This window comes from Kaistella yonginensis (genome assembly GCF_030409525.1).
GTDB classification, from domain to species: domain Bacteria; phylum Bacteroidota; class Bacteroidia; order Flavobacteriales; family Weeksellaceae; genus Kaistella; species Kaistella yonginensis.
Genome location: NZ_JAUFQB010000003.1, coordinates 20781 through 41328, shown reverse-complemented (window position 1 = coordinate 41328; position 20548 = coordinate 20781). Strand labels below are relative to the sequence as shown.

The window sequence follows — 20548 nt, the reverse complement described above, 5'->3', positions numbered from 1 at the left end:
AACATGAATAAAACAGTCAAATTATATGGTTTAATTTTCATCATCGTGATGGTGGTTTTGGCGTTGCTAGAATTGGGCAAATCCGAGGTGACCGATTGGCGTAAGAATTTTGATGTTAATGAAAAAACACCATTTGGCTTATTTGTCTTTTCTAAAGAAGTGGATCATCTTTTACAAAATAAAGTTAAGCGAACCGATCTTTCGCCGTATGATTTCTATAAAGCTCAAAAATTACCGCCTCATAATATATTGATTGTCCAGTCCGAAATTGATGTGGAATCTTGGAATAAAATCCTGCAAAATGTACAGGAAGGATCAGATGCGCTCATTATTTCAGATTTTTTTCATCGTGAAATTACAGACTCTCTTAGTTTTACGACTTCAAAAATAAGTTATGAAGAGACTAATTTGTTAAAGTTGACCGATGAAAAATTTGCTCAGGATTCTTTGCAGTTGGATAAATTACCCTCAGGAATGGGGTTTGAACTCATAAAAGCGAAAGATGAAATTTTAGGAAAAGAAGAAAGCGATGCTAAAATGGCAAATTTTATTAAAATGAGGCACGGCAGAGGGCATCTTTACTTGCATTCAGAACCTTTAATTGTAACCAACTTTTATTTGCTAAAACCGGAATCTAAAAATTACGTGCAAGATGTATTTTCTTATCTTTCTGAGCGGGAAACAGTTTGGTTCTCCGGTGCGAATAAAAATGTAGCGGAGTCTCGCTCGCCATTGCGTTTCATTTTAGCGAATCCGCCGTTGCGTTATGCGTGGTGGTTGCTGTTGGCTGGACTTGTGCTCTTCATTATTTTTAATGCGAAACGGAAACAAAGAATCGTGCCCATCGTAGAACCTCTGAAAAATAAATCGGTAGAATTTGTAAAAAGCATCGGGAATCTTTATTTGCAAGAAGGTGATTTCCATGACATGATGGCGAAGAAAGCCCAGTATTTCCTCAACCGAGTAAGAATGGATTTGTTGATTGATACCAAGAATTTAGATGAAAAATTCATCCATCTGCTTCATTTAAAAACCGGAAAAAGCATCGAAAAAATAAATGAAGCAACAGTGTTGATTAAGAAAGGACAAGACCCTTATGCCACTGTAATGAAAGAGGATTTAATAAAAATGAATAGATTATTGGATGAGATCTTGCTGTAAAATCCCATCAACTTTAATAAAAATACCAGACCATTCAACGCAATATAATTATGGAAAATTTAGAAAACCAAAATCAAGAAAACCTCAATACAGAATTTCAGTCTCGTTTAAACATGACCGAACTTCGACAAAGTTTGGAAAACGTAAAAGCAGAAATTGGAAAAGTCATCATCGGTCAAGAATCAATGATCGAACATCTTTTAGTCGCACTGTTATCCAATGGTCATGTGCTCATCGAAGGTGTTCCAGGAGTTGCGAAAACCATTACCGCAAAATTATTGGCAAAAACCGTTGATGTTGGTTTCAGCCGAATTCAGTTTACCCCCGATTTGATGCCTTCAGATATTTTGGGAACGTCCATTTTTAATGTAAAAAATTCTGAATTTGAGTTTAAAAAAGGACCCATTTTTTCCAGCTTTATTTTGATTGATGAAATTAACCGTTCTCCAGCAAAAACGCAATCTGCTTTGTTTGAGGTGATGGAAGAAAGACAAATCACAATGGACGGAAAACAATATGAAATGCAAGAACCATTTTTGGTGGTTGCCACGCAAAATCCGATTGAGCATGAAGGAACGTATCGACTTCCTGAAGCGCAACTCGACCGGTTTTTGTTCAAAATAAATGTGGGTTATCCGAATCTTTCGCAGGAAGTTGAAATCATCAAAAACCAGCATGAAAATAAATTGGCAGATAAAACAGATGCGGTACAAAAAGTGATTTCTGGAACGCAATTGAAAAACTATCAAAATCTGGTGAAAGACGTGATTGTAGAAAAACAATTGTTAGAATATATTGCGAAAATTATTGTGAATACGAGAGAAAATCAGTTCTTATATTTAGGAGCTTCACCGAGAGCAAGTTTGGCATTATTGACGGCTTCAAAAGCTTTCGCCGCAGTTCGTGGACGAGATTTTGTGACTCCAGAAGACATCAAAGAAGCCAGTTTTGCTGTTCTTCGACATCGAGTGATGGTTTCTCCCGAAAGAGAAATGGAAGGTTTAACCGCCGATGAAATCATCCGACAAATCTTGGAAGTGATTGAGATTCCGAGATAGAAAATTTTTAACCACAAAAGGCATAAAAGTTTTGTCTTTGGGATGAGTAAAGTTTTGTGACTTTTGTGGTTAAAAAAAATATCCCACAATAATAAAAACAACGCTTTTTTCTACCTTTAAAACGGATTGAAAGTAACTTTTAAAAATGAAAAACTTTTGTGGTTAAATACAAAAAAATGAAAAAACTACACCTCAATAACCGCTTATTCTTCACGCTTTTCGGAGTGGGAATTTGCTATGTTCTGGCTTTTTTCTTTCCGGTTTTAATGAATGTTACTCATGGATTTTTGGTCTTGGTTATTCTTACATTTATGGTCGATTATCTGTTTTTGTTTAACCAAAAAAATGCCATTCAAGCGCAAAGAGTTTTGCTCGAAAAATTATCAAATGGCGATCAAAATTCCATTAAAATTGATATTAAAAATAATTATCCTTTTAAAGTAAAAACCAAAATAATTGATGAAATTCCGTTTCAATTTCAAAAACGAGATTTCTTGATTGAAAGAAATATAGCCAGTCGCAAAAACATATTATTTGAATATATTCTCGAACCGAAAGAACGTGGCGAATATAGTTTTGGGAATCTGAATGTTTTTGCAGAATCTCCGTTAGGACTTGTTTCCAGACGATTTACTTTTCAAAAAGATGCAATGTTGCCGAGTTATCCGTCGTTTATTCATCTAAGAAAATACGAATTAATGGCACTTCAAAACGAATTTCTTTTGGGTGGAATTAAGAAAGTTCGAAAACTCGGACACACCATGGAATTTGAACAAATCAAAGAATATGTTCCAGGAGATGATGTTCGAACAATCAATTGGAAAGCAACTTCCAAGAGAAATCAATTGATGGTGAATCAGTTTCAAGATGAAAAATCGCAACGTATTTTTATGTTGATTGATACTGGAAGAACGATGCAAATGCCTTTCAATGGGTTAAGTTTACTCGATTATTCGATCAATGCAACGATGGCGTTAAGTCATATCATCCTCAAAAAAAATGATCGAGCCGGAATGATGACATTTTCCAAAAAAGCCGAAAATAAAATTGCAGCCGACAACAAATCGGGGCAATTGAAAAAGATTTCTCAAATGTTGTATAATGTTCAAACCAACTTCTACGAAAGCGATTTCAACCGATTGTATCAAGATGTAAAATTTACGATTGGGCAAAGAAGTTTGATTTTATTGTTCACCAATTTTGAAACTTTAGATGCGGTAAACCGTCAAATGAAATATTTGCGAGGAATTGCGAAAAATCATTTGTTGGTGATTGTTTTCTTTAAAAACTCTGAACTGCAAAAGGTAATCAATAGCAATCCGAAAAACATCCAGGAAGTGTATGATGAAATCATTGCTGAAAAATTTGAATACGAAAAGAAACTCATTATTCAGGAACTTCGGAAGTATGGAATTTACTCGTTGTATACTTTACCGGAAAATTTGAACATCGAAGTCATTAATAAATATTTGGAAATTAAAGCAAGAGGAATTTTGTAAATTAAAATTTATTTGTTTTGTGCGCTGCATAGTTCACAATCCCGTAAATAGCCAAAATAATTAGCAGCGTAGTAAACCAGTTCATCTTTGTTGTATTTTTGACTAAATTAGTAAAAAATCTGGTTTTCATTAACCGTTAAATCACCCAAATTATATGAAAATTACCCTTAATAGAATCAACGATGATTATTTATTTGAATGCAAAAACGCTGTAGGAAACACCATTCTTTTAAACAATAATTCACAATCTGAAAGCTCAGAAGGAGTTTCGCCCATGGAAACTATTTTGATGGCTGTGGCAGGTTGCAGCGGGATTGATATGGTCTCGATCCTAAAAAAACAAAGACAAGAAATCACAAAATTTTCTGCTGAAGTAGAAGGCGAAAGAATTGAAGTGGATGAAGCAAAACCTTTCAAAACTATTTTGGTGAAATTTTTTGTTGACGGAAATATCGATCCAAAAAAAGCAGAACGAGCCGCTTCACTTTCTTTTGAAAAATACTGTTCGGTTTCTAAAACAATGGAACCAAATGTGACGGTGAATTATGAGGTTTTTGTGAATGGGGAGAAAGTGATTGCCTAGAAAGTGATTGCCTAGAAATTCTTAAATTAAACACAAAAAGAGCAACGTTTCTTAAAACGCTGCTCTTTTTAGTATGTAGATAAAATCTTATTCTGCAGTCGGAGCTGGAGTTTCAGAAGTAAAATCTGCATCAGTTTCTGCTGATACTTTTTCTCCTTCTTCTTTCGATTTTTCTTTATCGGCTTTTCTTTGAGATAAACCTTCTTTGATTGATGATGAAACAATGCTCAAGATCATATCAATTGATTTAGAAGCATCATCATTACCTGGGATTACGTATTCTACTTTTCTTGGATCAGAATTCGTATCAACGATTGCGAAAATAGGAATGCCTAATTTTTTCGCTTCAGTTACTGCGATGTGCTCTTTCATAATATCAACAATAAATAATGCTGATGGAAGACGAACCATGTCAGAAATCGAACCTAAGTTTTTCTCCAAATTTGCTCTTTGACGATCAACTTGTAGTCTTTCTTTTTTAGATAAAGTTTCGAAAGTACCGTCTTTCTTCATTTTATCAATATGGTTCATTTTTTTAACGGCTTTACGGATGGTAACAAAGTTTGTTAACATTCCTCCTGGCCATCTTTCTGTAATATAAGGCATGTTAAGTTCAGCAGCATATTTTGAAACTACTTCTTTCGCTTGCTTTTTAGTTGCTACGAAAAGAACTTTTTTACCTGCAGAAGTGATTTTTTCTAAAGCTGAACAAGCTTCATCTAATTTCACAGCTGTTTTATGTAAGTCGATGATGTGAATACCGTTCTTCTCCATAAAAATGTATGGAGCCATATTTGGATTCCACTTACGGGTCATGTGACCGAAGTGTACGCCTGCCTCTAAAAGGTCTTTAACATTTGCTTTTGCCATGTCTCTTTTTTGTTTTTAGTTTACGTGCCGCTTTATGCAATCAACAATTTCTTTGATGGGAGAAATGTTTGGGTGCTAAACTAACGGGGCATTTTTGTTTGTTAGATAATAGATTAATTTAGATCTGAGATTGGTAGATATTAGACATGAGACAAGAAAGTCTCTAATCTTAAATCTTATAATCTCAAGTCTCGTATTAACGTTTCGAGAATTGGAATTTCTTTCTCGCTTTTTTCTGACCTGGTTTTTTTCTTTCCACCATTCTTGCATCTCTCGTAAGCAATCCGTGTGGCTTCAAAAGCAAACGGTTTTCTTCGTTGATTTCGCACATGGCTCTAGAAATAGCGAGTCTGATTGCTTCAGCTTGACCCGTGATTCCACCACCGAAAACATTTACAGTCACGTCATATTGACCTGCTGTTTCTGTTAACAAAAATGGTTGATTCACTTTGTAAACCAAAACGTCAGTTCCAAAGTATTCCTTAGAATCCTTTTTGTTTATGGTGACAACACCAGAACCTGGTCTCACATAAACTCTAGCAACAGAAGTTTTTCTTCTTCCAATTTTATGAACTATTGACATATTAATTATTTGAATTCGTTAATATTAATTACTTTTGGTGTCTGAGCTTCATGCTTGTGGTCGGTTCCTTCATATAAATAAAGGTTCTTAAACAATTGAGATCCCAATTTGGTTTTTGGAAGCATTCCTTTAACAGATTTTTCCAATACCTTCAAAGAATCTTTCTTTTGAAGTTCGAGCGCAGTCATTGACTTTTGACCACCTGGATAGCCAGTATGCCAAATGTAAGTTTTGTCAGCCCACTTGTTTCCAGAAAGGGTAATTTTTCCAGCATTCAAAACGATTACATTGTCTCCGCAGTCTGCGTGAGGCGTAAAATTCGTTTTGTGCTTCCCTCTCAAAATCTTTGCAACCTTGGAAGCCAATCTTCCTAAAGGTTGTCCTTCAGCGTCTACCACAACCCATTCTTTATTTGCGGTAGCTTTATTAGCTGAGACGGTTTTGTAACTTAATGTATTCACACTTTTTCGTTTACGATTAAACATAATTTTCCCCAAAACGGGTGTGCAAAGGTATGAATTTTTTTTCTATTATATAATATAGATTCATAAAAATATTTATGAGTTTATCAAAATTCCCCTTACAATTAGACTGAAAAAAGGTATTTTTTTCCTCTTCCCCAAAAGATTGAAAAATTTCTTTAACATTCATCAAGATTCCAGCCCTTAGGGATTGTGTTTATGAGTCTTCATAAATTTGAATTCACAAATACATAGCTAAATTTTTGAATCGAATAAGTTTATCGATCAGCATCATTATTTTTGGTTTAAATTTGTTTAAAATGTATTCATGAAATTTTATTCCAAATATTTTCTTCTTATCGTTAGTGTTTTTCTTATAATTTCTTGTCGAAATAGCGAAATTATTCCCATAAAACCAGAAGAGCCCAAGCCACCTATTGAACTCGTGCAACAGCCTTACGATAATCCATACACTCTTTCTGCTTCGCAAAAATATATTTATGATATAAATGCTGTCCCTGATATTAACCTGGAGATTTCTAAAGAAGAATGGAACAAAATTTTATCTTATTACGACCAAAATCCCCACAACGAAGAATATATCGTGGGAAACTTCTCCTTTAATAAAAATGGAACTCCAGAAAAATTAGACAGTATTGGCGTAAGATTGCGCGGAAATACAAGCAGAAGAAGACCAGAAGGAAATACAGGAGAAATGCATAATGCAACCAATCCCGATTGGAAACACGCAAGTTTTACCGTAAACTTTAAAAAATATCGGAAAACCCAACAATTTCATGATTCGGAAAAAGTAATTTTAAAATGGTTTAAGGACGATCCCAATTATGTTCGAGAGGTGTATTCCTATGATTTATTTGAAAAATTTGGAGTTTGGACTGCGCCACAGTCGAGCTATTGTAAATTGACCATTAAAATTAAAGGAGATGCAAAAGCCGCTTATTTCGGAGTTTATCAAATGATTGAACCCGTAGATGATACGTTTTTGGCAAACAGAAATTCTTTCTTTAATAATACCAATGGAAATTTATGGAAAGCAAGTTATGGAGCCGATCTTAAAAATATTTCAACTGCGCCGGAAAGAATGGGAATCGAGAAAGTAACTTTAACATCTAACTATTCACCAGTTTATGATTTCAAAGGAAAAAGCAGTGGTTTAGAAAATGCAAAAACCCAATTGGTTGATTTTATCACCCAAATCAATTCAAAATCTGGGACTGATCTTAAAAATTATGTGGCTACCAAAATGGATGTGAATCTTTTCCTGAAAACTTATGCAGTCAACGTAACTCTCGGAATGTGGGATGATTACTGGAATAACAAAAATAATTTTTACTTTTATTTCGATTCAGATAATCAATTTTATTTCATTCCTTATGATTATGACAACACTTTGGGAACTTCTTATTTGATGACTGATTCAGGTTTGCAAAATCCTTTGCAATGGGGAAAAGATGCCGAGAATCCATTAGTCGCAAAAATTTTAACCATTCCAGAATACAAAACGCAGTACGTGAAATATTTGAATGATTTAGTTGACAAAAAATACGATTTGTTCTACAGCACTTACAGCCAACAAAGAATTTTGAATTGGCAAGGGAAAATTTCTGCATTTATTACCAATGATACTGGAGAAGATATGACGCTTTCTGATCGACCTGCAAGTTGGGGAAACCAAACACGATACCGACTTTTATCAAATGATCAAAATAATTTTTTCACTCAAAAAGCGTCTTCAATTCCGAAAAATTAAATTAAGATCGTAATGATTTCGAAGATCGAAAACTCGCTATCAAATAATAGGCAACAAAAACCATAGAAAACTTGATGAGCGAGGGCACCGCCAATTCCAAATTAAAAAGGAAGTAACCTATGACCATCAAAATCCCCATTCCTAAAAAAGAGTACATTAATTTCTGCGGAAGAGCAAACTTTTCATCATCCAGAAAATAAGCAACACCCCAAGCCAGACCAAAAGCAAAGCCGTAATATAAATCCAATTCCCAACCTTGGCTGCCCAAAAGAAAGTAGTTCAATAAAAAACTGATTCCGGTTCCTGCGACTAAATAAAGTAAGGCTCTTTGCATTTGAATTTAATTTCAGCAAAAATACTCAATTTTAAAGTTTGAGCAATTTTTAAATAAAACGTTTATTCCAAGTGTTTTTTATTTTTTGATGAAGATTTTTAAGGGATTTTTCTCTTGTAAATTTTATTTCGAAAATATATATTTGCACAAAAAACAAATGAGATTTTATAAAGTAGGTTTATTGCTGATTATTTTATCCTTTACTTCTTGTCAGCAATTGGCCGATAATTATTGGGATCGCAAAGCAGAAGAAAATTACGTTTCTCCATATAAAGGAGTTTATGTTGGAGCCTATTCCGGTTCAGATCAAGGAACGTTGCGAATAGAAATTTCTGCGAAAAATTACGTTCAAGTAAAAAGGGTTTCTACAACGAATTCTTTTTCGGAAACTTTTGAAGGTGGATTAATTGGACCGTCGTTCAATAAAGTGCAATCTCGTGTTTCTGGCTTTACCGTTTTAGGAAATATTTTAAATACACCGCCCAATTCTTATTCTGGTTCTTGGAAAATAGATGACGCAAATCTTGGAACTTGGACACTAAAGAAAGAATAATTTTTACCTAAAACCCTTTTGAGAAATTCGAAAGGGTTTTTCTTTTCTATAACTTTCAAAATTTCTTATCTTTGAAAACAACCTAAATTCAATTATGGAATCCCAAAAATATACGCCCAAAAATAAAGTCAGAGTCGTTACAGCAGCTTCATTATTTGATGGACACGACGCTGCCATCAATATTATGCGAAGAATGATTCAGGCAACCGGAGCGGAAGTTATTCATCTTGGTCATGATAAATCTGCGGAAGAAGTAGTGAATTGTGCGATTCAGGAAGACGCCAACGCCATTGCCTTAACATCTTATCAAGGGGGTCACAATGAATATTTTAAATACATCTATGATCTTTTGCGCCAAAAAGGGGCACCTCAAATCAAAATTTTTGGCGGCGGTGGCGGTGTAATACTTCCCGAAGAAATCCGAGAATTAATGGAATACGGCATTGACCGAATCTATTCGCCCGACGATGGTCGTGAAATGGGATTACAGGGAATGATCAATGATCTGGTGCAAAAATCAGATTTTGCAACCGGTGAAAAAATTGAAGTTTCAGATTTGGATAAAATTAAATTCGAAGATTCAAAATCCATCGCTGAAGTTATTTCCGCTGTTGAAAATTTTTCAGATGAAAAGCAGGATCTGGTAAAAGCCATAAACGAAAAAGCGAAAGATTCCAAAATCCCAATTATCGGAATCACCGGAACTGGTGGTGCTGGAAAATCATCCTTAACCGATGAATTGGTTAGGCGTTTTTTACGTGCAAATCCAGCTCAAAAAATCGCGATTGTTTCCGTAGATCCTTCTAAAAAGAAAACAGGTGGAGCGCTTTTAGGCGACCGTATTCGTATGAATTCCATTAATGATCCGCGCGTTTATATGCGTTCCATGGCGACCCGCGAGAATAATGTTTCGGTTTCCAAATTCATTCATTCTACGTTAGATGTTTTAAAATTGGCAAAACCAGATGTCATCATTCTCGAAACTTCAGGAATCGGCCAATCAGGTTCGGAAATTACCGATATTGCAGATGTTTCCATGTATGTGATGACACCTGAATACGGAGCGTCTACCCAATTGGAAAAAATTGACATGCTGGATTATGCCGACTTGATCGCTTTAAACAAATCCGACAAACGTGGTGCTTTAGATGCACTCCAAGCCGTTCGGAAAACCTATCAGAGAAACCATACCGCTTTTGACCAACCCTTAGAAGCAATGCCGGTTTTTGCAACGAAAGCAAGCCAATTTAATGATTACGGCATGACGGAATTGTATAATGCCTTGGTTCAAAAAGTAAACGAAAAATTTAGAGATTTAAACCTTCAGGAATATGTTGAACAAAATGTTTCCGAAGATTCTACGGTGATCCCTCCCAAGCGGGTCCGCTATCTTTCAGAAATTGTGGAAAGTAATCGAGTATATGATAAAGAGGTTGAAAGTCAGGCGCTCATCGCCAAAAGAATGTATCTTTTAGAAGGTGCAAAAGTTCTCATCACCGATGATCTGCATACCACAGAGAAACTAGAGAAGGTTTTCCTTAAAACGAAAAAAGAATTATCCGAAGAAAATATAGCTTTCCTAAAAGGGTGGAAAAACTTTAAAGAAGAAATGTCGGGAGACGCTTATTCCTATTTCGTTCGTGGCAAAGAAATTAAAGTGGAAACCAAATATGAATCTTTATCCCATCTAAAAATTTCAAAAATATCTTTACCCAAATTTCAGGATTGGGGAGATTTGCTTCGATGGAAAGGACAGGAAAATGTACCTGGTCAATTTCCTTATACCGCCGGACTTTTCCCTTTCAAAAGAACCGGTGAAGATCCAACCAGAATGTTTGCCGGAGAAGGTGGCCCCGAAAGAACGAACCGAAGGTTCCACTACGTATCTGCAGATATGGATGCAAAGCGCTTATCTACCGCGTTCGATTCGGTGACTTTATATGGTCAGGATCCTGGTTTCCCGCCCGATGTATTTGGTAAGATCGGAAATGCTGGTGTTTCCATTGCGACTTTGGACGATGCTAAAAAACTCTATTCCGGGTTTGATTTGGTCAATGCCATGACTTCGGTTTCAATGACGATTAATGGACCTGCACCAATGCTGTTGGCGTTTTTTATGAATGCAGCCATCGATCAAAATGTAGAAAAATATTTGTCTGAAAATAATCTTTGGGAAAAAGTAGAAGAAAAACTCAAAGCTAAATTTGAAGATCAAGGTTTGAAAAGACCTGCTTACGAAGGAGCACTTCCAAAAGGAAATAATGGGTTAGGTTTAAAATTGTTAGGTCTTACCGGCGACGAAGTAATTGATGCCGAAACGTACAACAAAATAAAATTAGAGACCATCGCAACCGTTCGCGGTACGGTTCAGGCAGATATTTTAAAAGAAGATCAAGCACAAAATACCTGTATTTTTTCTACGGAATTTGCCTTGAGATTGATGGGTGATGTACAGCAATATTTTATCGATCAGAAAGTTCGAAATTTTTATTCCGTATCTATTTCCGGCTATCATATTGCAGAAGCGGGCGCAAATCCGATTACGCAGTTGGCATTTACCTTGGCAAATGGATTTACGTACGTGGAATATTACTTAAGTCGCGGAATGAATATCAATGATTTCGCACCAAATTTATCTTTTTTCTTTTCAAATGGAGTCGATCCAGAATACGCCGTAATAGGTCGTGTTGCAAGAAAAATTTGGGCAAAAGCGATGAGGTTCAAATACCACGCAAACGAAAGAAGCCAGATGTTGAAATATCATATTCAAACTTCCGGACGATCTTTGCACGCACAAGAAATTGATTTTAACGATATCCGAACTACTTTGCAGGCTTTGTATGCGATTTATGACAATTGTAACTCACTGCACACCAATGCTTATGATGAAGCAATCACGACTCCGACTGAGGATTCTGTGAGAAGAGCCATGGCAATTCAGTTGATTATAAATAAAGAATTAGGTTTAGCTAAAAATGAAAATCCGCTGCAAGGTTCTTTCATTATTGAAGAATTAACTGATTTGGTAGAAGAAGCTGTTTATAGCGAATTCGACCGAATCACCGAAAGAGGCGGCGTTTTGGGTGCCATGGAAACCATGTATCAACGCTCGAAAATTCAGGAAGAATCGATGCATTACGAAATGCTGAAACATACCGGAGAATATCCGATTATTGGTGTAAATACTTTCCTCGGAAAAGATGGTTCACCGACCGTTTTACCACGAGAAGTGATTCGTTCTACTGAAGAAGAAAAGCAACTGCAGATTCAGAATTTAGAAAATTTCCAGAAATCTCACGCCGATAAAAGCGAGCAGATTTTGAAAGATTTGCAAACTGCAGCTATCAACCAAGAAAATCTTTTCGAAAAAATGATGGAAGCGGTGAAATATTGTTCACTCGGACAGATTACAAATGCGTTGTTTGAAGTGGGTGGAATGTATAGGAGAAATATGTAAATTGTCAGTAAAAATAATTTAAAAAAAAGAAAATCTCCTACAAATTGGGAGATTTTCTTTTTTAGGTTAATCATTCAAATTATTTCCTTTTCAGAAATTTTTTAGAAAATTCTTTTCCATATTTATCAGTCCCTGTTAAAATATAAACTCCGGGTTTCAGGTGAGAAATAGGAATTGAGTTTTGAACTAATTCACCTTTTTTGATGAGTTTTCCTGTGGCATCATACACCTTATAAGCGAATGGATTCTCCATGTTTTTAACAAATAATTCCTCCTGATTTTCAGTTAAATAAATGGCGATTTGCCCTTTTGTACTTTCAAAGGTAGCTAAGCCATCGGTAGGATAAACTTTCACATCATCAAAAATAGCCCTCGTGTTTCCTGCATTTCCGGCCATCAATATTAGCTGAGTAGGAGTAATGCTTGATTGTAAATCAAATTCGTAATAGCCCAGACCGTTTAAGGATCCGGTAACCTGCTCTCCATCAATATAAACCTTTGCTTTTTTGGTGGTTAAATTATGCTCAATTTTTACATGATACCACTGATTGGCTTGGTAAGGAACAGACAAAAGATAGCGTGGTCCAGAAGAGCCGGCGTAATAGGTCATGTATATTCTCCCATTGTTCATGAATTCTAGTCGAGAAACCCTAGTCCCCCAAGTTCCCGTGTTCATATCGCCGATTCCGAATCCTGCAGAAATGCCATCTGCAGCTAAAGTTACATTCAGCCAAGTTTCGGTGGTTACCAAATCGGGAAAGGTTACGGGTTTGTTGATTTCAGACGACCAGCCGCTTCTGCCTTCCAATTGAAAGGCGTGCGATCCGTTTTTTACAGGATTGTCTACCACTTTTTGATTTGCGGTTCCTGTTCCATTGTATGAAATGACATAACCCGCAGGAAGTGCTCCTAATGCATCATCTTCGAAATGATCATTGACCAATACTTGACCAAAAAATAAAATTGGAAGTAACAAAAAGCCTGTTATCAATAGATGTGTTTTCATTGTGTAGTATTTAAAGTTATTATTTTATCAGCATTCAGTAAGTCTGCCTATTTTACTTAAAAACATGTAGATGTTAAAAATTTCATCTTTCAAAAAAGTACAATCAGAAATGCTCGTGTAAAATTGTGCCTCTGTCTTTCTTTACTTAAAGTTACCGCTTATCTTTATTTTTTCAAAAAAATAGCCATTAGCTTTACTTGAAAATGACAAATGTCATTGCTTTAAATTTGGTGTCTTTAAAAAAAAATTTAATTTCTAGGCTGATCCGGATTGTTATCCATTATTTTTTCTAATTTATCCATTCAAATAATTTCTCTATTTTTATCAAAATTTCAAAAAGTGATTCAAAATATTCGCGCGATTTATTTTCTGTTTTTATTAATGTTCCTATTTTCCTGCAAGTCTGAAGTAGAAAAAATGGCTGAACATACTACGGCAAGAAATGCGCTCATTGATTCTACCATTTCCAATTTCCAGAAAAAATTATTGAAACAACAGATTGATTCCGTTTTTTCAAAGTATGATTTTAATGGTTCTGTTTCCGTTCTTAAAAATGGAGAAGTTCTATATCAAAAAGAAAATGGTTTTGAGAATTTTAAGCAAAAGAAAAATCTGGACCGTAATTCTGTTTTTGCGATAGCTTCGGTGAGTAAACAATTTACGGCAGTCCTTATTTTACTGCAGGAAGATTTGGGGAAAATTTCTATCAATGATAAAGTTTCAAAATATTTGACGGAATTTCAACCAAAAGAATTTGAAAATATCACGATCAAAGAATTATTGAATCACACTTCGGGAATCAGTGATTTCGGGCATGGTTTACTTTCGAAACCCGGTGAAAAATTTAATTATTCCAACAAAGGATATTTCCTTTTAGGAAAAATCATCGAAAAAGTTTCGGGAAAATCATATGATGAAAATTTACAAGAACTCTTTGAGAAAGTGGGAATGAAAAATTCCTTCACGGCCAATACTTATCAAGGAAAAAATTTGGCAAGTGCTTTTGTAGGAAATTCCAAAAACTTCACTGAAGTTGAAAACATGCCGAAACGACTCGCTCATGAATCCATCAGTGTTCCGGCCGGCGGAATTTTATCAAGTGTAAATGATCTGCACCAATGGAATTCTTCATTATATCAAGGAAAAATTCTAAAGCCAGAATCTTTAAAAAAGTTGCTGGAAAAATCTTCCGATCGAAATCATCCGATTTTAGGGAAAATGGGTTACGGTTTTGGGATCATGATGAATGTAGGAAAACCACTCGCTTACTTTCATACGGGTTATGTGAAGGGTGCACCATCGCTTTTGATTTATTATCCAGAGAGCGAAACATCAGCGATTATTTTATCGAATATCGCCAATGAATTGACGGGTAAAAACGCAATTTTTAACCCACACAAAGAGGTGAAAAAAATTACTGATGTTATTCAGCAAACGGTGAGCGAATTAAGAAAGGAAATGGTTAAACCTATACTTTAGCGCTAAAAATAATCCGACCTATTTCTAAGTCGGATTATATTTATTTAAATACGATCTATTTCTTATTAAAGTCTCCTGCATACACCGAAGTTAATCGGTCTAAACTCAAATATTTTCGGAGTGCAGCATTTACGTCCTCTAATTTTAATCCTTGAATTTTGGTTTGAAGTGCATCATATTCATCCAAAGAAACGCCATATTGCAATTTTCTGTTGACCAAATTAATCAAGGTGTTGTCTAATCCCAACATGGTTTTTTGGATGTTTGCGTAGCTTTTTTTGTTGGTTACCAATTCATCTTCGGTGAAACCATCTTTCAAAGCTTTACTTACTTCTTCTTTCACCGCTTTTTCTACGGCATCTCTTTTTGTTGGATTCAGTAAAGCGTAATATCCCCAAGAAGCGACCTCATTGGAAACTGGAATATCAAGGAAAGAACCAACTCCATAGCTGATTCCTTCTTTTTCGCGCAACCTCATCGGAAGTCTTGCTAATAAAAATCCGCCACTTCCCAAAATTTCATTCGCTAGAACTAAGGCAGGATAATCTGCACTTTTCTGATCCATTTTGAAACTCTCTGTTCCCAATGCCATTGCATTTTCTTTGTCTGGAGTGATGAAATTTTTATCTAATTTTTTGGTTTCGAAATAGGTCGGTTTCACTTCGGTATATTTTGATTTTGCATTCCATTTCCCGAAAGTGTTTTCCAAAGAAGAAACGGCGGTTTTCGCATCTACATTTCCTAAAACCGTTCCGAACCCATTATTGGCTCCCAAAATATTTTGGTAAAAATCTACGATTTGATCACGGGTAATTTTTTTGCTGTTGTCTATTTCTTCCTGCATTGATGGGGTGTAGAAAACACTTTCTTTCGGATAAGGTGCAGAAATTCTTTGTAATTCATTTCCTGCAATTGCTTGTGGGTCTTTCAATTGTCCTTCCAAATAAGTGGTTTCCTCAGAAATACTTTTGGTGATTTCATTTTGTGGAAAGGTAGAATTAGTCAACATATCTTTCAAAATCGTCATCACTTCTGGGAAGTTATTTTTGTAAGTATTTATAGAAATTATCAAATTTTGTCCAAAAATTCTGGTGTTAATTGAAGATTTCAGTTGGTCGAGTCGATCCTGAATTTGCTCTTTGGTTTTTGTTTTCGTTCCGGCATTTAAAAGTGAGGCAGTAAAACTTCCGATTTGGTTTTTACCGGCTAAATCTTTTTCGTTACCGAGAAGAAATTTGAAATTTGCTATCACTTTGTCGCCTTTCACTTCTTTATTAATTAAGCCGTATTTCATGCCATTGGAAAGAACTCCTTCGGTAAGGTTTTTTTTCAAATTCGCAATACTTGCTTCAAAAGGAGCCACCTCTTTTTCTAATGCTTTTCCTTTGTAATTGGCAGTTAATGAAGCGATTTGGTTGGGAAGAAATTCTGCGGGTTCTACTCTTGTTTCATTTGCAGAAGGCACGAAAAGACCAGTTGTTCGGTTATTGCTTTTGAAATATTTTTGGGCAACTCTATTAAGATCCGCAACAGTTAAGTTTTCTACATTATCGCGGTACAAAAAAGCGAGTTTATAATCTCCAGCGCCAATAATTTCCGTTAGCGAAATCGTATAATTAATGGTATTATTTTTATTATCGGCAATTTGTTTGAGCAATTTCGATTTTGCTCTTTCCAAATCTTCATTGGTGTATTTAATGTCTGCAATTTTGTCGAGTTCAGTTTTTACGAGGTTTTCAGTTACATTCAAATCTTTGTCTTTCGGTACATCAAAATTGAAATACATCAATCCAGGATCTCTTACTTCGGGTGAATAAACCCAAATGCTGGAAACTTTTTGAGTTTCTACCAAACTTTTATATAAATATCCGGAAGGATTTGCAGTTAAAACTTCACCCAATGCAGCCAAAGCAGCAAAATCTTTATCAGCATAAGCAGCAGTGTGATACGCCGCAGAAACCAGTTTACTTTCTCCTGCACGTTTTACCTCTACCGTTTTTTCTCCATCTTGCGGTGGTTCTACCGTGTAAGTTCCCCCTAAAGTTCTGGTGGGTTTTGGTATGATGGAGAAATTCTCTGCAATATATTTCAGTGCATTTGCTTCATCAAATTTTCCGGCGATGATTAATGTTGCATTATCGGGTTGATAATATTTTTCGTAGAATTTTCTTAAAGTTGGCGCTTTTACACGTTCGATATCTTCTTTACTTCCGATGGTTGAATTACCGTAGTTGTGCCACATATAAGCAGTTGAAAAAACTTTTTCCATCAAAACTCCAGTGGGCTGATTTTCCCCAATCTCAAACTCATTTCTTACCACAGAAAATTCTTTGTCGAGGTCAGATTGTAAAATAGTGGCGTTGACCATTCGGTCTGCTTCCATATTGATCGCCCACTTCAGATTTTCATCATTGGACGGAAAAATTTCGTAATAATTCGTGCGGTCGTAATAGGTTGTTCCGTTTGCAACACCACCTTTGTCGGAAAGTTGCTTTTTGATGTCGCCCAAATTTTTGGTGCTTTTAAAAAGCATATGTTCCAGCAAATGCGCCATTCCTTTTTCGCCATATCCTTCGTCTTTGGAACCAACATTATAGACGATATTCACGACCATATTGCTTTGCGATCCATCTGGAATCAGCAAAATTTTCATTCCGTTATTCAGGGAATATTCTTTTATTCCTTCTACGTTTCCGATGTATTTTGGTGTTTCTGTTTTTTGTGCAAAAGTTAAAGCAGGAATTGTGAAGACCAGCATCAAACTTAAGCTGAATAGCATTTTTTTCATGGTTTCTGTTTTTAATTAATGCTCAAATTTAAGAAGATAAAGGCTTTATTGTTTAATATAAAGTATAAATATTTGTTAAATTTCAATGAATTGGCTTTTTAATTTGAAGAAAGTATATTTTAATCTGCTTTAAAAAGGATTTTATTATTTAAGAAATTTTTAAGTAATGGTTAATGCTTTGTTTTCATCTATTTTGATAATAAAAGTTTGAGGCAAAAGTTCCTCAGTATTTACAGAAAATTTCCTATTATTCTTAGTTTCTTCTTTTTAAGTTTTATTGGATATTCTTCATGAGTAAGATCGGTTGAATTTTAAGTATGATCAGCACTCATTCTTTGAGAATCACAACTAGAAAAGCGAACAATTAAGAAAAGAAATAAAGGAATAGGAAAGTAGCATATCATGTATTTTAACAGATGACACGAAATCATACCATGATAAATGCACAGCGGATAAGTAACTTTTTTTAAAAGAAATTTATCTATAATTCTTTATTTTATATAAAAGATTTTACATTTACAAAATGCGAGTGGAAAAAATAATTTTGGGTATAGATCCAGGAACATCAATTATGGGTTTTGGCATTATTTCGGTGTTAAAAAACGAAATGAAAATGGTGGTGATGCACGAATTAATTCTAAAGAAATATCCCAATCATGAAACCAAACTGAAAATTATTTTTGATAAAACTTTGGCATTAATTGATGAGTTTCACCCCGATGAGGTTGCTTTGGAAGCACCGTTTTTTGGTAAAAATGTTCAAAGTATGTTGAAGTTGGGAAGAGCGCAAGGCGTTGCAATGGCAGCGTCTCTCCACCGAAATATTCCCATTACCGAATATTCTCCGAAGAAAATAAAAATGGCAATCACCGGAAACGGAAATGCCAGCAAAGAACAAGTCGCCGGAATGCTGAAAAATCTTTTTAACATGAAAGAATTCCCGACCAAAAACCTTGATGCTTCTGATGGTTTAGCGGTTGCGGTTTGCCATCATTTTAATTCTGCAAGCGTTTCAACAGAGAAATCGTATACAGGGTGGGATAGTTTTCTGAAACAGAATCCTGAGCGATTGAAATAATACAACAGACTTATTATCAGTTTTTTATTTTGTAAAACTAATTTACAAGAACTTCACAATAGTTTTACTTGGCTAAACCTAATACTATCTGTAACATTGTTGCGTTTTAAAAGACGAATTAGGAGACAATAAAATTTACAATTATGAAAAATCAACCTATAAATCCTTTAACCCACACTAATCAGACCATGAATTGGTTTCAAAAATTCTTGATGGTTTGCTCTGGCGGGAGTATTCATATTTTAAAAAAAACTCCCAGTGAATGGAATAAATTTTCTGGCATTGGTGGGATTGTACTATTTACCGCAGTTTTCGCAACGCTATCTGCCGGCTACGCGATGTTTACCGTTTTTGATGATCTGTGGATTTCTATTGGTTTTGCAATTTTATGGGGTTTAATGATTTTTAACCTAGACCGGTATATCGTGTCTTCCATTAAAAAGACCGGAACCTGGTGGAATCAATTATTAATGTCGATTCCACGGTTGATATTAGCGGCTTTTTTAGGAATTATCATCTCTAAACCTTTAGAGCTGAAAGTGTTTGAAAAAGAAGTGAACAAACAATTGAACACGATTATTCAACGGAATAAAACCCAACTGCAAAAGGAAATGAACGGACGAATTCTACAACAGTCAGGGCCATTTGCAACAGAAAAAAAGCAGATTCAAACCAAAATCGATGATTATCAAAAATCGTATGATTCTGCTGCGGTAGAATTAGAAAAAGAAATTCTGGGCAAACAAAGTGGGCTGACTAGCGGGAAAGTGGGCTACGGGTCTAATGCAAAACGCAAAGCAGAATTGAAAGAACAACGCCGCCAAGATTTAGAAAATTATCAGAAACAAATAGCACCGCGGGTGGTGTATTTGGATCAAGAAGTGTCTAAAGTCTATACCAATATCGAAAAAGAAAGAGACAAAACCGAAACTTTTGAAGATCAGTTTAATGGCTTTGCTGCCAGACTACAAGCATTAGATGAACTCGGCAAAAACTCTGCAATTATTGGCATTGCCGCTGCATTTATCATGGGACTATTTATTACTTTGGAGATTGCTCCGGTTCTGGTAAAATTAATTTCGGCAGTTGGACCTTATGATCATCTTTTAGAAAAAACAGAAAATGATTATAAATTATACGCCAAAGAGAAAATTGAGAAAGGCAATGCGTTAACCGTTTTTAGAATTGATGATTTTAAAGATAAATTGCAAAAATAATTTGTAGATTTATTAAAAAAATTAATGAAATTATATTATACTGTTTTCTTTTCATTGCTAATGCTGTCGCTTAGTTTTGGACAGTCAAAAAAAGAAATAAAGCGAACTGGCTTGGCTGCTTTTGTAACCGGAGATTTTAGTACAGCCAAAGTGAATTACCTAAAGTTGTTAGAAAAAGGCGATAAGACCTGGGAAACCTACACCATTTTAGGAGATTGTGAATTTCAAACAGGAAATGCTGATGAGGCTTTGGTTTATTATCGAAAAGGACAAGAGAAAAATCCAATTTATTCGGGACTTTATTTGCGGATCGCAACCGTGCTGAGACAGCAAAAGAATTATGATGAAGCGATTCTAAATTTTAGGAAAATGCTCATTACCAATCCTGGAAATCCGCAAATTTATAACATGATTGCAAGCACTTATTATGATAAAGGCGAGTATGAGGCGGCGCTAGCTGAAATAAATCACATGGTGAAACTGGGTGGCGAAAATTTAGACTCCAGTTACGGACGTGGTATTTCCTATCTTAAATTGAATAAAATTACTGAAGCTTGCGTAGAATTAGAAAAAGCAGATCAGTTTGATACCGCAAATGAAAACAAAGAAATTGATGTTATGAAAGCACAATTTTGTTTGAAATAGTTTCT

At 35.3% G+C, this 20548-nt stretch carries 17 protein-coding genes; 11 read left to right on the top strand and 6 right to left on the bottom strand.

The features are described 5' to 3' along the window. Positions 1-3 precede the first annotated feature (3 nt). From QWY78_RS01090 to QWY78_RS01075, 4 genes are all read left to right on the top strand, one after another. Positions 4-1161 (top strand): DUF4350 family protein, encoded by a 1158-nt coding sequence (locus QWY78_RS01090; RefSeq protein ID WP_290215820.1) that lies wholly within the window; start codon positions 4-6, stop codon positions 1159-1161. A 50-nt stretch (positions 1162-1211) separates the two neighbouring features. Beyond that, on the top strand, positions 1212-2219 hold the full coding sequence (locus QWY78_RS01085; protein WP_290215819.1) for an AAA family ATPase: 1008 nt from the start codon (positions 1212-1214) through the stop codon (positions 2217-2219). Between the two features lie 176 nt (positions 2220-2395). After that, on the top strand, positions 2396-3718 hold the full coding sequence (locus tag QWY78_RS01080) for a DUF58 domain-containing protein (protein ID WP_290215818.1): 1323 nt from the start codon (positions 2396-2398) through the stop codon (positions 3716-3718). Positions 3719-3872: 154 nt separating this feature from the next. Next, positions 3873-4301, top strand: a complete 429-nt coding sequence (locus tag QWY78_RS01075) for an OsmC family protein (RefSeq protein ID WP_290215817.1) — start codon at positions 3873-3875, stop codon at positions 4299-4301. Between the two features lie 87 nt (positions 4302-4388). Here QWY78_RS01075 and rpsB read toward each other — a convergent pair whose 3' ends face one another. The 3 genes from rpsB to rplM form a co-directional block, all read right to left on the bottom strand. After that, positions 4389-5171, bottom strand: coding sequence for a 30S ribosomal protein S2 (gene rpsB / locus QWY78_RS01070; protein WP_290215816.1), 783 nt, complete (start codon positions 5169-5171; stop codon positions 4389-4391). 196 nt (positions 5172-5367) lie between these two features. Continuing rightward, complete coding sequence (gene rpsI / locus QWY78_RS01065) at positions 5368-5754, bottom strand: 30S ribosomal protein S9 (RefSeq protein WP_143851895.1); 387 nt, start codon at positions 5752-5754, stop codon at positions 5368-5370. Between the two features lie 5 nt (positions 5755-5759). Beyond that, positions 5760-6215, bottom strand: a complete 456-nt coding sequence (gene rplM, locus QWY78_RS01060; protein ID WP_290215815.1) for a 50S ribosomal protein L13 — start codon at positions 6213-6215, stop codon at positions 5760-5762. Between the two features lie 328 nt (positions 6216-6543). On the opposite strand from rplM, the gene QWY78_RS01055 reads away from it, so the two are divergent. Beyond that, a complete protein-coding gene (locus tag QWY78_RS01055; RefSeq protein WP_290215814.1) occupies positions 6544-7986 on the top strand; it encodes a CotH kinase family protein in 1443 nt (480 codons plus the stop codon). 1 nt (position 7987) lies between these two features. Here QWY78_RS01055 and QWY78_RS01050 read toward each other — a convergent pair whose 3' ends face one another. Further along, positions 7988-8320, bottom strand: a complete 333-nt coding sequence (locus QWY78_RS01050) for a hypothetical protein (RefSeq protein WP_290215813.1) — start codon at positions 8318-8320, stop codon at positions 7988-7990. 157 nt (positions 8321-8477) lie between these two features. On the opposite strand from QWY78_RS01050, the gene QWY78_RS01045 reads away from it, so the two are divergent. Both QWY78_RS01045 and QWY78_RS01040 read left to right on the top strand, forming a co-directional pair. Then, positions 8478-8873 carry a hypothetical protein gene (locus QWY78_RS01045; protein WP_290215812.1) on the top strand — a complete coding sequence of 132 codons (396 nt, stop codon included), beginning with the start codon at positions 8478-8480 and terminating at the stop codon, positions 8871-8873. Between the two features lie 94 nt (positions 8874-8967). After that, positions 8968-12330, top strand: a complete 3363-nt coding sequence (locus QWY78_RS01040; RefSeq protein WP_290215811.1) for a methylmalonyl-CoA mutase family protein — start codon at positions 8968-8970, stop codon at positions 12328-12330. A gap of 79 nt (positions 12331-12409) precedes the next feature. On the opposite strand, the gene QWY78_RS01035 is transcribed toward QWY78_RS01040, so the two are convergent. Continuing rightward, positions 12410-13336 (bottom strand): LamG-like jellyroll fold domain-containing protein, encoded by a 927-nt coding sequence (locus tag QWY78_RS01035; RefSeq protein ID WP_290215810.1) that lies wholly within the window; start codon positions 13334-13336, stop codon positions 12410-12412. 339 nt (positions 13337-13675) lie between these two features. Between QWY78_RS01035 and QWY78_RS01030 the strand changes: the two genes are divergently transcribed. After that, positions 13676-14815 carry a serine hydrolase domain-containing protein gene (locus QWY78_RS01030; protein ID WP_290215809.1) on the top strand — a complete coding sequence of 380 codons (1140 nt, stop codon included), beginning with the start codon at positions 13676-13678 and terminating at the stop codon, positions 14813-14815. A gap of 55 nt (positions 14816-14870) precedes the next feature. Here the strand turns inward: QWY78_RS01030 and QWY78_RS01025 are convergent, their stop codons facing one another. Continuing rightward, on the bottom strand, positions 14871-17603 hold the full coding sequence (locus tag QWY78_RS01025) for a M16 family metallopeptidase (RefSeq protein ID WP_290215808.1): 2733 nt from the start codon (positions 17601-17603) through the stop codon (positions 14871-14873). 523 nt (positions 17604-18126) lie between these two features. Between QWY78_RS01025 and ruvC the strand changes: the two genes are divergently transcribed. The 3 genes from ruvC (at position 18127) to QWY78_RS01010 (ending at position 20543) form a co-directional block, all read left to right on the top strand. Then, positions 18127-18681 carry a crossover junction endodeoxyribonuclease RuvC gene (gene ruvC / locus QWY78_RS01020; protein WP_290215807.1) on the top strand — a complete coding sequence of 185 codons (555 nt, stop codon included), beginning with the start codon at positions 18127-18129 and terminating at the stop codon, positions 18679-18681. Between the two features lie 143 nt (positions 18682-18824). Further along, positions 18825-19898 carry a DUF4407 domain-containing protein gene (locus QWY78_RS01015; protein WP_290215806.1) on the top strand — a complete coding sequence of 358 codons (1074 nt, stop codon included), beginning with the start codon at positions 18825-18827 and terminating at the stop codon, positions 19896-19898. A 24-nt stretch (positions 19899-19922) separates the two neighbouring features. Further along, a complete protein-coding gene (locus QWY78_RS01010) occupies positions 19923-20543 on the top strand; it encodes a tetratricopeptide repeat protein (protein WP_290215805.1) in 621 nt (206 codons plus the stop codon). The last annotated feature ends 5 nt before the right edge of the window (positions 20544-20548 follow it).

Excerpts from the sequence above, each read along its gene's own strand:
- QWY78_RS01090 (WP_290215820.1), top strand. The coding sequence starts at position 4 with ATGAATAAAACAGTCAAATTATATGGTTTAATTTTCATCATCGTGATG.
- QWY78_RS01085 (WP_290215819.1), top strand. The coding sequence starts at position 1,212 with ATGGAAAATTTAGAAAACCAAAATCAAGAAAACCTCAATACAGAATTT.
- QWY78_RS01080 (WP_290215818.1), top strand. The coding sequence starts at position 2,396 with ATGAAAAAACTACACCTCAATAACCGCTTATTCTTCACGCTTTTCGGA.
- QWY78_RS01075 (WP_290215817.1), top strand. The coding sequence starts at position 3,873 with ATGAAAATTACCCTTAATAGAATCAACGATGATTATTTATTTGAATGC.
- rpsB (WP_290215816.1), bottom strand. The coding sequence starts at position 5,171 with ATGGCAAAAGCAAATGTTAAAGACCTTTTAGAGGCAGGCGTACACTTC.
- rpsI (WP_143851895.1), bottom strand. The coding sequence starts at position 5,754 with ATGTCAATAGTTCATAAAATTGGAAGAAGAAAAACTTCTGTTGCTAGA.
- QWY78_RS01055 (WP_290215814.1), top strand. The coding sequence starts at position 6,544 with ATGAAATTTTATTCCAAATATTTTCTTCTTATCGTTAGTGTTTTTCTT.
- QWY78_RS01050 (WP_290215813.1), bottom strand. The coding sequence starts at position 8,320 with ATGCAAAGAGCCTTACTTTATTTAGTCGCAGGAACCGGAATCAGTTTT.
- QWY78_RS01045 (WP_290215812.1), top strand. The coding sequence starts at position 8,478 with ATGAGATTTTATAAAGTAGGTTTATTGCTGATTATTTTATCCTTTACT.
- QWY78_RS01040 (WP_290215811.1), top strand. The coding sequence starts at position 8,968 with ATGGAATCCCAAAAATATACGCCCAAAAATAAAGTCAGAGTCGTTACA.
- QWY78_RS01035 (WP_290215810.1), bottom strand. The coding sequence starts at position 13,336 with ATGAAAACACATCTATTGATAACAGGCTTTTTGTTACTTCCAATTTTA.
- QWY78_RS01025 (WP_290215808.1), bottom strand. The coding sequence starts at position 17,603 with ATGAAAAAAATGCTATTCAGCTTAAGTTTGATGCTGGTCTTCACAATT.
- ruvC (WP_290215807.1), top strand. The coding sequence starts at position 18,127 with ATGCGAGTGGAAAAAATAATTTTGGGTATAGATCCAGGAACATCAATT.
- QWY78_RS01015 (WP_290215806.1), top strand. The coding sequence starts at position 18,825 with ATGAAAAATCAACCTATAAATCCTTTAACCCACACTAATCAGACCATG.
- QWY78_RS01010 (WP_290215805.1), top strand. The coding sequence starts at position 19,923 with ATGAAATTATATTATACTGTTTTCTTTTCATTGCTAATGCTGTCGCTT.